This window comes from Sphingopyxis granuli NBRC 100800, from assembly GCF_001591045.1.
Taxonomy (GTDB): Bacteria; Pseudomonadota; Alphaproteobacteria; order Sphingomonadales; family Sphingomonadaceae; genus Sphingopyxis; species Sphingopyxis granuli.
The window spans coordinates 1-11,614 of the sequence record NZ_BCUA01000104.1; the positions used below are offsets into that span (position 1 = coordinate 1).

The following is an 11,614-nucleotide window of genomic DNA, read 5'->3' on the forward strand; positions in this document are numbered from 1 at the left end:
CCCCCCCCCCCCCCGCCGAACCCGCGCTCGGCTTCGATCATGTCGCTTTTCGCTGCGCAGACCTTGCCGCGCTCGCCGAGTGCTGCGCTCAGTTCGATCGCCGCGGCATCCGGCCGGAGACCGCCATCAGTCAGGGCTTTTGCTGCTCGCTCTTCTATCGCGATCCCGACGACAACGAGATCGAGCTACTGCCGACAATCATGATGATCCAGCCGCTTGCCGCCAGGCGCTTTGCGCGCCTCTCGCCGACAGCGCGATGGCCTTTGCCTGTTCGGGTATGCCCTTTGATCCGCTCGAATTCATCGAGCTTTGGCAGGCCGGTTCGACAAATGCCCGGCTGGCGCAGATCGGGGCTTGAACGGCCGAACGCTCGAACCTCCATTCCTCGACAGCCTGCGCATTGGCTCTCGTCTGGGAGAGGCTCTTCAGGCGCCGGCTAGCAGAAGCAGAAGCAGCGAAAGGAGCAGCAGGCCGGCGAGGATCTTCGCGGTGAAGGAAAGGGCGGGTTCGCTGCGCGCCGCATCGCGGCCCGGCCCAAGGCCTGCGGCACCCTCGTCCAGGACCTTCAACTCATCGGCAAGAGGGCCGTCCGGGGGTGGAGCCGGGGTGCAGAGCAGCGCCGCACTGACGGCGCTGCTCGCCAAGGGAATGAGAAAGGTGCAGCCGAATTCGCGTCCGCGCTGCCAGCAGATCTGGGCGGTTACCGGTCCCACTTCGGGCATCGCGATGGTGAACATCTCGCCCTGCGAGAAAGGCGCGTCGGTTTCGATGAGCAGACCCGAGCGCGAAATATTGCGAATGATGACGGCCGCTTCGGTCGCGAGCGAGGTCGCAGGGGTCTCGAGAAAGATCGCGCGGCGCCCCAGCCGGCGGCGCTCCGCTGCATCGCGATCACCGGCAAACTGAACACGAGCGAGCAGCGGTTTCATGATTTGATCATGACAGATGACGATTAAGATCATCTTGCCGGTGTCGTGATGGCACGGCTCGTAGCCAGCGGCGGATGCAGGCTAGAGTGGCACGTATGCAGTGTGGCTAGCAGACCAAATCTTCACGGTTGAGCATCATGTGGAGAACGAGCTAGATTCGCCAACCCAATCGAGGATCGCATCTTTGTCCCAGACCGAATCGGCGGCGGCCAGCTCGCCCAGAATCACCGTGGTCGGTACCGGCTATGTCGGCATATCGAACGCGGTGCTGCTCGCGCAGCGCAACCGCGTCGTCGCCCTCGATATCGATCAGCAGAAGGTCGACCTCATCAACGCCCGGACCTCGCCGATCGCCGATCCGGAGATCGAGGAGTATCTGGCGAACCGGCCGCTCGACCTGGTCGCGACGACCGACAAGCAGGATGCGTATCGGGACAGCGATTTCGTGATTGTCGCGACGCCGACCGACTCCGACCCGGACATTAATTATTTCAACACGAGCACGGTCGAAGCGGTCATCGCCGACGCGCTGGCGCTCGCGCGGCGCGCGCTGATCGTCATCAAATCGAGGATTCCGGTCGGCATTACCGACCGCATGCGCGCCGAGTTCGGCAGCGACAATATCGTCTTCTCGCCCGAGTTCCTGCGCGAAGGACGCGCGCTTTACGACAATCTCTATCCCTCGCGGATCATCGTCGGCGACACGAACCCGCGCGCCGCCGGTTTCGCGCGGCCGCTCGAGCAGGCGTCGCTCAAGGACAAGACCGATGTGTTGCAAACGGGCAATACCGAGGCCGAGGCGATCAAACTGTTCGCCAACACCTATCTTGCGATGCACGTCGCCTTCTTCAACGAACTCGACACCTATGCCGCGATGCACGGAATCGACAGCCGGCAGGTGATCGACGGGGTCGGGCTCGATCCCAGGATCGGGCAATTCTACAATAATCCCTCATTCGGCTATGATGGCGCCGCGCTGTGGAAGCGGCGGGGGAAGCGCGCGTTCGAGGCCGATGCCTTGCCCCCAATGACCATGATGCCATAGGCGCGCCATGACGCGGGAACTGACGGACATCATCCTTCGCGTGATTGAGCGTGCGCCGCAATGGATCCGGCGGGACCTCGACAGCAAGGACGCGGTCGCGCGCATCCGGACCGAGGAATCGCTCTCGGCGATGATCGCCGATGCACTCGAAAGGCAAGCCGACGCCGAAGCTTGACGATTATTCGCGCGGCGCGCGGTGCCCGCCCCGCCCTTTTTTACGGCTTGGCTTGAGGACTTTGCGGAACGTGCGGTCAGATGCGTCCGGATAGCGCATCGATACTTATTGCATCATAACAGTTATTATGTATGTAAGAGCGACGATCGGGCTCGAACCCGATTCGCGTGAGGGAGGCAGCATGACCGATACCGGACCGGCTTTCGTGGATGGCGACGCTCCGCCGTCGGTCACTTCCAGTACCGCCAGTCTGGTCGTCGCGCTCGTTGGGCTGATGCTGGCCTATACACTCGGTCTCAACGTCACGCCCGTCCTCAACGGGGTCTGGACCGACCGGCTCGATCTGGTGCCCAGCGAGGCGGGTCTGGTTATCAGCGCGCATTTTGTGGCGATGGCGATTGCCACCATCCTGACGGGGCGGTTCGTCGGCCGTTTGCGGATGCGCCGGAGCGCGATCATCGCGGCGCTCTGGACGATGGCCTGCTACGTCGCTTCCGGTTTTGCGAAGCAAAGCGAAATGCTGATGCTCTGTTTTGGGCTGAGCGGCGTGGGGATCGGGTTTCAGATGGGCGCGATGGCAGCGCTATTGTCGCATCGCGCGGATTCCGACCGGGTTTATGCCATCGCGGTGGTGATCGGGTCCTCGCTGGTTGCGGCACTTACCATCGCTTTCGCTTCGGCGGTGCCGCATCTGACCATTCCTCAATTTTTTGCGGCGCTGGCTCTGATTCCGCTGGTCCAACTGGCGCTGGCTTTTCTGCTTCCGCTCCGGCTGCAATCCGTGCGGCCCTCGGCTTCGCCATCCAAGCACCCCCGCGGCGCGGTCCCGCCGGTCGTGGTCGCGATGATATTCATGCAGATTGGCGGTATGGCGGTCTGGGCTTTCACCGAACGGGTAGGCCACCGCCTCGGCCTGCCGACGGCGACGATCGGGACGATCCTTGCCGCGACTGCCGTGAGCGCGATCATCGGCGCCGCTTGTGCGGCCCGCGCGGCGCGGCTGCAACGGCGCACCGCACTGGCGCTGGTGGGCCTGACCGGCTTTGGTTTGTCGAATCTGTCGATCATTCTTGCCCCGTCGCCCACCGTTTATGCTGCGGCGCTGTTAATGCAGGCCTTTGCCCTGACCTTCACTCTGCCGTTCCTTACTGCTGTTGCGCTCGAAGAGCAGGATGGCGGTCGAACCGCAGCCTATGCGCACGGATGGTCGATGCTGCTCGGCGCCGCGAGTCCTTATGTGGCCGGGTGGCTGATCGAGGAACACGGCTTTGCTGCGATAGCTTTTTACAGCGGGACCGCACTGCTGCTTTCCATCCTGCCACTGCTGGTCCGGCATCACCCCGGATCGCCGATGCACGATTCTCAGCCTCAATACGCCAATAATACATAACAACAGTCATGATTATATTATGCAAACATATATCCAGTGGAGGGACGTCATGAAGAATTCCAAGTCAGCTATGCTCGCAACCGCTTGCCTCTTCGCACTTGCGGCCTTGCCCGCCGCGGCCCAAGCACAGGAGGAGGGGGCCTCCGACGCCGGGACCGGCGATATCATCGTCACCGCGTCGCGACGTGAGGAACGGATGCAGGATGTGGGCATCGCAGTCTCGGCCTTGTCGGGAGATCAGTTGCAGACGATGAGAGTTGCGTCGGGGAAGGATTTGGCGCGCGCGGTCCCGGGGGTGAATTTCACCGCGCCCACCGGCGGCAGCGGCACGATCGTTTTCAACCTGCGCGGCGTCGGGCTCAACGATTTCGGCGTCGGAAACGAGGGGCCGGTGGCGATCTATGTCGACGATGTCTATAACGCCTCGCTGAATTCGGCGGCGGCGCCGATATTCGACATCGAACGCGTCGAGGTGCTGCGCGGGCCGCAGGGAACATTGTTCGGCCGTAACGCGACCGGTGGACTGGTTCATTTCATCAGCAATCGGCCGAAGCATGAATGGGGCGGCAGCATCGATCTGCGCGCGGGCGACACCAGCTTCTATGGTGAAGGCGCGCTCAACACGCCGATCGCCGATCGCCTGTCCGCCCGGATCGCGGTCGTCACCGAGCAGGCCGAATCCTTTATCGACAACCACGACGGACCCGACGGATCGGGGATCAACAAGCTCGCCGGACGGTTCCGTCTCGCCTATGAAGGCGATACGGTTCGTGCCGACCTGATCCTGCGGGCGGGTCGGGGCAAATCCCGCCCGCAATACACGTTCGAGGCGACCGGAACCGGCGCCCACGGCCAGGGTGTTCCGATCGATACGCCCGCACACCAGATTTTCGGAGTGCCGAACACGCCGAGCCTCGCGGCGCTCGACGACGACGATCCCCACAGCGGCGCGGTGAACACGCCCGGACGCGATCGGCGGGAAAATGTCGGCGGCACGCTTCGTCTGGAGGCGGCGCTGGCCGATGGCATCGACCTGGTGTCGGTCACCGACGTCACCCGCAACGAAACTGAATTCCTCGAAGACACTGACGTTACGCCACTCCAACTGGTCGAGATCGCGTCGGACAGCCGGACCCGCCAATTCTCGCAGGAACTTCGCCTGGCGGGAACGGGCGACAGTGTGAACTGGGTGCTTGGCGGCTACTATTTCCATAACCGCGTGCGCAACGACCGCGACTTCAACCTCTATCTCCTCGATACGGCACTCCGCTCGGACTTCGCCCTCAAAGCCGAGTCGGTCGCATTCTTTGGTGAAGCGGCGGTCAAGGTGGCGCCCACGCTGACGCTGGTGGGCGGGTTGCGCTGGACCCGCGAAGTCCGGCACGTCGATTTCGCGCAGGACCTGTTCGCCGACATTGACGGTTCGGGGCTTTATTCGCCGACCAACTATGTCGCACGGGTGTTTGAGTTCAATCGCACCGTCAATGGCGACGCGGCGCGGCAGGCTACCAGCCGGATCAGCGGGCGGGCGCGGGTTGAATGGCGCCCCGGCGACGGGGTGCTTGCCTACGCCGCCTATAACCGCGGCTTCAAATCGGGCGGGTTCAACAATCTGCTCGACGCCAGCAATGTTACGCCGGCCCAGATGCCTTACAAGCCGGAAACGCTCGACAGCTATGACATCGGCATCAAGACCGAAACGGCGGACCGGCGGCTGCGGTTCAATGTCAATGCTTTCTACTATGATTACCAGGATTTTCAGGCGTTCCGGTCGCAAGGTCTCAGCAGTTTCCTGTCGAACGTCCAAGCGGAAATCTACGGCGTCGACGTCGATTTCAACCTGCGCCCGGTGCGCGGCTTGACCCTCAGCGGCGGGTTCGAACTGTTGCACGCCAAGGCCTTCGACATCGACCTGCCCGACGGTAGCCAGGCCGACCGGCGTCTGGCCAATGCGCCCCGCTTTTCCCTGGTTGCCGGGATGCACTACGAAGCGCCGCTCGGCAGCGGTGTGGTCGGCCTGGACTTCAACGGCCGCCATGCGTCGTCGCAATATTTTAATATCGCCAATTCGCCCGTCACGCGCGAACGCGCCAATTTCCTGGTCGATGCGCGCATCGCCTATCAGGTGGGCAACGATGGCCCAGAATTTTATGTCTCGGCGGTCAACCTGTTCGACCGCCGTTACCGGCTCTATGCGGTTGACGTGAACTCGCTGGGCTTTACCCAGTCGATGTACGCAGAGCCGCGCCGGGTCGCCGTGGGGGTGAAAGCGCAATTCTAGGAGCCGAAGGGCCGCGTCGGGCGCGGCCGTTACCGGAGGAGAGGATAGTGAGGGCGGCGTCACGCACGGTTGCAGACGGTCAGAACAGGCGCGCGGAGGTGGTCGCGGCGACGCGGCGGGTCATCGCGCGCGATGGCCTCGACAAAGCGTCGATGCGCGCCATCGCCCAGGAACTCGGCTGTACGACCGGAGTGCTCACGCATTATTTCCGCGACAAGGAAGCGATGCTCGATGTCGTGCTGGCTGAAATCGTCGCGGGCGTCGACGACCGGCGCCGACGGCTGCTGTCCGGCGATTACGGCCTCGCCGATGTCATCGACTATCTGTGTGACACCCTGCCCAATTCGGATGATCAGATCGAGTGGTGGAAGGCCTGGCTTGCCTTTACCTCGGCGTCGTTCGGGGCCGGACGCCGGGGGACCACGCATACCCGTTTCTATGACCAGCTCCGCCGCAATTGGGAAAGCAGTTTCCGCGAACTTGCGGCGCGGGGCGAGATACGCGCGGATATCGACCCAGCGCTGGAAGGCGACAGCCTGCTGGCGCTGCTCGACGGCATGGGTGTCCAGATCCTCATCTCGCCCGACAAACTGCCGCGCGATCGCCAGCGTGCGATCCTGACCCGCCATTTCTCCAGCATAGTTCCCTGAAAGAGCCGTCTCAAAAGCCGAGCGGCCCAAAGCGCACTACTTTAATAACAACTGTCATCATGAAGGATTGGATATGAGCACCACGACCGGGAATGAAACGACTTGGGACAATGTGTTTTCCTATCATCCCATGCCGGTCGATCTGGCCAGCGCGGACGGGGTTTTTCTCTTCGATACGCAGGGCGAACGCTATTTCGACGCTTCGGGCGGTCCGTTCGCGGTCAGCATGGGGCATGGGCACCCGCGGCTGACAAAAGCCATCGCCGAGCAGCTTTCCTCTTACGCCTATGTCCATCCGATGCTCGGGAACCGCCGGCGCGCTGACCTGTGTGATCGCATCGCGGAGGTCGCTCCGAAAGGGATGCGGGCCAGCTATCTGGTTTCGGGCGGGTCCGAAGCGGTCGAGACGGCGATCAAGATCGCGCGCCAATATCATGTCGCGCGCGGAAATGGCGGCAAGCACAAGATCATCAGCAATTATGAATCCTATCACGGCATGACGCTGGCGACGATGAGTTTATCAGGCAATCCAGGCACGACGCGTCACTATGATCCTATGATGCTGCAGTGGCCCAAGATCGAGCAATATAGCGACTATCGGAAACCCGAAAGCCTGTCGCGCGACGAATGGGGTGTGCTCGTGGCGCGCGAACTGGAAAAGACCATCCTCTATCACAGTGCCGATTCGGTCGCCGCCTATATCGCCACCCCGCACGGCTGCGGCTCCGATTATGGCGTCGTACCGCCCGACGCCTATTGGCGCGAAATCCGTCGCATCTGCGACGAGAATGACGTGCTATTCATCGCCGACGAGGTCGTCACGGGCTTCGGGCGCACCGGCAAATGGTTCGGCATGGACCATTATTCGGTCGATCCCGACATGATCGCCTTCGCTAAGGGTGTATCGTCCAGCTATGTGCCGCTCGGCGGCGTCATCGTCAGCGACGTGGTGAACGAAGTGTTCAACAAGGGGGTGGCGTTCGTGCACGGCTTCACCAACGGCGGCAATGCGCTTGCCTGTGCCGTCGGCTGCGCGGTGATCGAGGCGATCCGCGAGGACGGTCTGCTTGAGGCGGTGCGCGAGCGCGAGGCGCAGCTTTTCTCCTATCGCGACCGACTGCTCGCGCATCCGAACGTCGCCGACGTGCGCGGGTGGGGCCTGTTCATGGTGCTCGAGCTCGTGAAGCCCGATCCTGACGGGAAACGCAATTTCTTCGCGCCGCAGGAGCAGGCAGAACTCAAGTTCCAGGCGGCGATGCTGCGAAACGGGGTGGCGATGTATTCGACGCTCTACGGGCCGAACCGGCGGCCGGTGATGCAGCGCGGTCTACCGATGTGGATCGCGCCTGCGTTCATCATTTCCGAGACCGAGATGATCGAAATGATGGATCGGGTCGATCGCGCCCTGCACCAGTGGGAGCAAGGGATGACGATACCATGACGTTCTTGAACGTCAGATACCAAGACTGCCACTATGGACGTTTTCAGCAAAACATCGGTATGTGCGCCATCGACATAATATTTCATCATCGTAGTATAGGCTGACCCCAAATGCTCCAGCGCGACGTCGGGCATCGATCGGCCGATACAGTTTCCTCCATAAATCGCCGCCGCCCTCAGATACTCACGGCACCGATCTGCATTGCGCAGCGCATGACAAATTTGAAGATCCGTTTGGTTCCTCCGACGACCATACGGTTTATATCAAGCTCCCCAGCGAGTGCGCCGATGTTCGCGCTGATCATGAAGATGTCCTGACGGGCTCCGACCATGGAGAACTATGCCGGGTTAGACCTGCCGATGGAAAGCGCGCAGGTCTTCATTGTGGACGAAAATGGTCGAAAGCTCGCGCCAGATAAGATTGAAGCAGCCCAGCTGCGATAGCCGATAAGATCGAGAGATATGTTCAGGTCGTTCGCGCCGTTATCGAGCCTGGTAGCATGTTGCCAGCGATCCGCCACGGCGTTCGCGAACTGGGTGTACCGCTTGTGTGCATCGACGCTCGGCAGGCGCCAAAGCCTCAAAGGATGAAGGCAAACGACCCCGATCCGCACGATACGGCGGGGCTCGCGCATTCGGCACGAACCGGCTTTTGCTGGGAGGCGTATGTCAAGTCGCCGGCGGCGCAAGGTGTGCGTAGTTTGATCGCTGCCCGCGGTCCTGGTTGAAGCTCGCGTTAGGCTCGACAATATGATCCGCGTTCTTTGCGCGACGTTCGGAAGAGATGAGCGCAGGGCCTGCTGCGGACACCGGCCTGCTCGCCATCCGACGTTTGCATTAGACCATCTGGTTTGCGCAATGAAGGGAGGCATTCACCGGACTCTTAGCCCCCAACCATTCACTCCGGATCTATGGGAGCCCGTCTTAAAGAAGGACAGCTTAACCTAAGCATCGCGTAACTCGCCGAGTTGCGACACGGAATAGAGCGTCTCGATGCAAGGCCGCGCTCAACCAGTGGTTGATGAAACAATTGCCCAGGCAGTTCGAAACGCGGCTACTGCCTGTCGATGCCGAAACTGCCCACGCGTGGGGCCGAATCGTTACGGCGGCGCAGGCAATAGGACGCCCGATCGGCGCGATGGAGCGTAGCCCGAAACTGGCCGATTTCGAGGCGACCGGCGTTCGGCTCTTCAATCCGTGGTTGCATGGAGACCAATTATGATCGGGACCGCGCCTTGTGCAGAATTGTTGCGCTGACTCGCCCGCGCGATCGCTTTTGGCGCAACGGGGCTTTCGTGCTACGCTGACGCAAACAAAATCGGAGTCGCAACTATGGGAGCCAAGGCCGACAAGGATCTTTGGGGTCAGGCGCTCGCCATCGAATCCCGATATGGCGACCGCGGACCCAAGGTGATTGCCGCGATGATTTCCGAGCTTCAGCGAGCCAGCAATTATGCGGATGTCGAATTCTGGACGAACGTGGCCCAATGCCTCGAGGATCTCCACGCTATTCGCTACCCTGGCATCGTTCGAATGCCAGCCGCCGAAAATCGCCAGTTCGCGGCGCATCGCAAACAACAGGACTGCTCCGCTGCCACGCAAAAAGTGTAAATCAAGGGCACCGACGTACGCGCAGTGCGGATGACGGATGTTTGCAGGGGCGCGGTGGGCGGCAGCACCGTTGGCGGCCGCCCAACGCTGGTACAGGGGCGATCAGTGCGAGGTCAGCATCGCGCCGAACGAGATAAGCGCAAGCAGGCCTACCGGGACGAAGGTCGCAAGCGACGAGATATCCTCGCCGGTTAATGCGAAACGGGCTTCGTTCGCCAGCGCGGTGGCCGAAGCCGTGGGAGGCTTGCTGTTCTCGCCAGGATGAACCGGGCTGTCGACAGGATGAGCGCTGGAACGTGCAAATGCATTCGTGGACATAATCACTTTCCTTCAGGGCGATCTATGTCGCCAATGAATAAATTGGGTCGCTGCCGCTGGCCGTTCGGTCGGGCGCGCGGATCGCGGCGCGGAAATCAGCCGAATAGCCACCACAGCGCCGCGGCCGCCGCGGTGATGGGGAGAAAGAGAAGCAGGGACAGCGCCGCGAGCGACGGGTAGAGCTTATCGCCGTGATCGCGATAAAAGGCGGCTAGCTTGCCTGATAATCGTTCGTCGGCGGCGATTACCGCCTTGTCGATCGGCGGTAGGGTGGGGAATATTTCAATCAGCCGCGCTAGCTCCTGCTCACTGAGCCGCGGATAACGGGCGAGCAGATTTTCCGTCTCTTGCGTCCGCTGTGACGCTCTCCGCAAATGGGAATAGGTCCCGGTTGCCATGTCTGGAATCTCCTTTGCGCTACATCAGCGCCCGCGCGGGCGTGACTGCACGGATGGGAAAGGGTTTCGCCCTGCATCGGAAGAAAATGGGTCGCAGCCCGCGCTGGGCAGCGTGCGCGCTCGGATGCATGCACCGGACGCAGCCTGGCATGACGTGCGTCCGGCTAAGCGCCAATCAGCAGGCGCCCGCAATTCCAGAATTTAAGAGAAACAGACATTGCGCGCCTCAGATAGGCAGCAAATATGGATTATCAAGTCGACGGGTTGAAAATTATGCCAGATGAGCTGCCACATGGATGTTTGAAACTGAGAGATGATGATGCGCAATTATCTTAGGGCCGTCATGCTGATCGGGGCGGGCTGTCTTAGCTTTCCCACGTCGGCACAGGGCGACACACAGACCGTCGAAAACGCTCAGTACTTCCTGTCGCTGGTGTTGACCGACGCGGGGTATGTACCCGGATCGATGCGAACCGGGATCGCCTACGCCAGCCGCAATCTTCGATATGGCCAGACCGCCTCTATTGGGGGCCGGACGCTCGTTACCGACGCAAGCGCCCTTTCGCGTTGCGTTAGCCGAATCTTGTTCGACATCAGTCAATTGCGTTTCGTCTTTTCAGACCGCGGCGAAAAATATGAGCAGAACGCGCTGACTTTCTTGAAAAAGGCCTGGGGCGATGACGCGAAGATGCCCGGCACCAATGTCGAAGGCTTTCACTGGGGCGATGTCGTGTCGGCGGTGCAGGAGGGCGCTGTCGTTTCCTTGAAGTTCAAGGGCGCTGAGCATAGTTCGCAGATTCTGCTAGGCGACGATGCCATGGCCAAACGCGTAGTCTATGCGATCAATTTTCTGCGAATGGAATGCGATCCCGCCGGTTCGACGGGTTTCTGATCGATCCGCTGCCCGACGATCGTGCAGGCAGCAGTCGATGATCGAATAGCACAAGCGACCCGGCACTGCCGCGCGGTTCTCACCAGGCACTGACATGCAAAACCCAGGCGACCGTGACTTCTGTCGATAGGCACGTCTGGCATTTCAAAGAAGACTGAGGCACCGACTGGGAGTTTGTTCTCGTTTGCGTCAACGACGCATCGCGCAGCGCTGTCCTCGATCCTGCCATGCGCTCGGCCCGGGACGCACCCGCCAAACCCTGCACCCGAATGATAAGGGCGAACGCTGCATCCCAAAATGACGGGCCCCCACCGAGTTGTGCACGGGGATTTGTTAGTGCATTAACGCCTCCATCTCCAGTGTTGGCCGAGCACATGGCAGAGCCGCCACTCGGACACCGGCATCATCCTTCTGATGTGGTCGATACAGCGCCTTCGGCGCGCGGGGCTCAGAAGTTTCCCCTGGCAGCTTCCTGCAGGATCAGC

General features: G+C 61.4%; 13 protein-coding genes and 1 pseudogene. 9 read left to right on the forward strand and 5 right to left on the reverse strand.

Annotation, left to right across the window (positions count from 1 at the left end):
* Positions 1–440, forward strand: a 440-nt coding sequence (locus tag SGR02S_RS20425) for a VOC family protein (RefSeq protein WP_501193785.1), incomplete at its 5' end; no start/stop codon positions are given.
* On the opposite strand, the gene SGR02S_RS17240 is transcribed toward SGR02S_RS20425, so the two are convergent.
* Positions 426–929, reverse strand: coding sequence for a PilZ domain-containing protein (locus tag SGR02S_RS17240; protein ID WP_067112856.1), 504 nt, complete (start codon positions 927–929; stop codon positions 426–428). The genes SGR02S_RS20425 and SGR02S_RS17240 overlap by 15 nt on opposite strands.
* Positions 930–1,113: 184 nt before the next feature.
* On the opposite strand from SGR02S_RS17240, the gene SGR02S_RS17245 reads away from it, so the two are divergent.
* The 6 genes from SGR02S_RS17245 to SGR02S_RS17265 all read left to right on the forward strand — a co-directional run bounded on the left by SGR02S_RS17245 (position 1,114) and on the right by SGR02S_RS17265 (position 7,911).
* Positions 1,114–1,974 carry a nucleotide sugar dehydrogenase gene (locus SGR02S_RS17245; RefSeq protein ID WP_305852055.1) on the forward strand — a complete coding sequence of 287 codons (861 nt, stop codon included), beginning with the start codon at positions 1,114–1,116 and terminating at the stop codon, positions 1,972–1,974.
* A gap of 7 nt (positions 1,975–1,981) precedes the next feature.
* The gene (locus SGR02S_RS20310; protein ID WP_169799702.1) at positions 1,982–2,149 is read left to right on the forward strand and encodes a hypothetical protein; all 168 of its coding nucleotides are present in this window, start codon (positions 1,982–1,984) and stop codon (positions 2,147–2,149) included.
* Between the two features lie 181 nt (positions 2,150–2,330).
* Positions 2,331–3,539: an MFS transporter gene (locus tag SGR02S_RS17250; RefSeq protein ID WP_169799703.1), complete on the forward strand. Its 1,209-nt coding sequence runs from the start codon at positions 2,331–2,333 to the stop codon at positions 3,537–3,539.
* 106 nt (positions 3,540–3,645) lie between these two features.
* On the forward strand, positions 3,646–5,820 hold the full coding sequence (locus SGR02S_RS17255) for a TonB-dependent receptor (RefSeq protein ID WP_169799704.1): 2,175 nt from the start codon (positions 3,646–3,648) through the stop codon (positions 5,818–5,820).
* 98 nt (positions 5,821–5,918) lie between these two features.
* Entirely contained in the window at positions 5,919–6,470 is a 552-nt protein-coding gene (locus SGR02S_RS17260; protein WP_067112861.1) for a TetR/AcrR family transcriptional regulator, read from the forward strand.
* 73 nt (positions 6,471–6,543) lie between these two features.
* On the forward strand, positions 6,544–7,911 hold the full coding sequence (locus tag SGR02S_RS17265; protein ID WP_067112864.1) for an aminotransferase family protein: 1,368 nt from the start codon (positions 6,544–6,546) through the stop codon (positions 7,909–7,911).
* Between the two features lie 175 nt (positions 7,912–8,086).
* Here the strand turns inward: SGR02S_RS17265 and SGR02S_RS20140 are convergent, their stop codons facing one another.
* A complete protein-coding gene (locus SGR02S_RS20140) occupies positions 8,087–8,242 on the reverse strand; it encodes a hypothetical protein (RefSeq protein ID WP_156483117.1) in 156 nt (51 codons plus the stop codon).
* A 1,000-nt stretch (positions 8,243–9,242) separates the two neighbouring features.
* Between SGR02S_RS20140 and SGR02S_RS17270 the strand changes: the two genes are divergently transcribed.
* Positions 9,243–9,521, forward strand: a complete 279-nt coding sequence (locus tag SGR02S_RS17270; protein ID WP_067112866.1) for a DUF6961 family protein — start codon at positions 9,243–9,245, stop codon at positions 9,519–9,521.
* Positions 9,522–9,623: 102 nt separating this feature from the next.
* On the opposite strand, the gene SGR02S_RS17275 is transcribed toward SGR02S_RS17270, so the two are convergent.
* Both SGR02S_RS17275 and SGR02S_RS17280 read right to left on the reverse strand, forming a co-directional pair.
* Positions 9,624–9,839 carry a hypothetical protein gene (locus SGR02S_RS17275; RefSeq protein ID WP_067112868.1) on the reverse strand — a complete coding sequence of 72 codons (216 nt, stop codon included), beginning with the start codon at positions 9,837–9,839 and terminating at the stop codon, positions 9,624–9,626.
* 95 nt (positions 9,840–9,934) lie between these two features.
* Positions 9,935–10,237, reverse strand: coding sequence for a hypothetical protein (locus tag SGR02S_RS17280; protein ID WP_067112870.1), 303 nt, complete (start codon positions 10,235–10,237; stop codon positions 9,935–9,937).
* A 316-nt stretch (positions 10,238–10,553) separates the two neighbouring features.
* Between SGR02S_RS17280 and SGR02S_RS17285 the strand changes: the two genes are divergently transcribed.
* Positions 10,554–11,129, forward strand: a complete 576-nt coding sequence (locus tag SGR02S_RS17285) for a hypothetical protein (protein WP_218000143.1) — start codon at positions 10,554–10,556, stop codon at positions 11,127–11,129.
* A 359-nt stretch (positions 11,130–11,488) separates the two neighbouring features.
* Here the strand turns inward: SGR02S_RS17285 and SGR02S_RS20145 are convergent.
* A pseudogene (locus SGR02S_RS20145) lies at positions 11,489–11,614 on the reverse strand (IS3 family transposase); the annotation flags it as partial.

Excerpts from the sequence above, each read along its gene's own strand:
- SGR02S_RS17240 (WP_067112856.1), bottom strand. The coding sequence starts at position 929 with ATGAAACCGCTGCTCGCTCGTGTTCAGTTTGCCGGTGATCGCGATGCA.
- SGR02S_RS20310 (WP_169799702.1), top strand. The coding sequence starts at position 1,982 with ATGACGCGGGAACTGACGGACATCATCCTTCGCGTGATTGAGCGTGCG.
- SGR02S_RS17250 (WP_169799703.1), top strand. The coding sequence starts at position 2,331 with ATGACCGATACCGGACCGGCTTTCGTGGATGGCGACGCTCCGCCGTCG.
- SGR02S_RS17265 (WP_067112864.1), top strand. The coding sequence starts at position 6,544 with ATGAGCACCACGACCGGGAATGAAACGACTTGGGACAATGTGTTTTCC.
- SGR02S_RS20140 (WP_156483117.1), bottom strand. The coding sequence starts at position 8,242 with ATGGTCGGAGCCCGTCAGGACATCTTCATGATCAGCGCGAACATCGGC.
- SGR02S_RS17270 (WP_067112866.1), top strand. The coding sequence starts at position 9,243 with ATGGGAGCCAAGGCCGACAAGGATCTTTGGGGTCAGGCGCTCGCCATC.
- SGR02S_RS17275 (WP_067112868.1), bottom strand. The coding sequence starts at position 9,839 with ATGTCCACGAATGCATTTGCACGTTCCAGCGCTCATCCTGTCGACAGC.
- SGR02S_RS17280 (WP_067112870.1), bottom strand. The coding sequence starts at position 10,237 with ATGGCAACCGGGACCTATTCCCATTTGCGGAGAGCGTCACAGCGGACG.
- SGR02S_RS17285 (WP_218000143.1), top strand. The coding sequence starts at position 10,554 with ATGATGCGCAATTATCTTAGGGCCGTCATGCTGATCGGGGCGGGCTGT.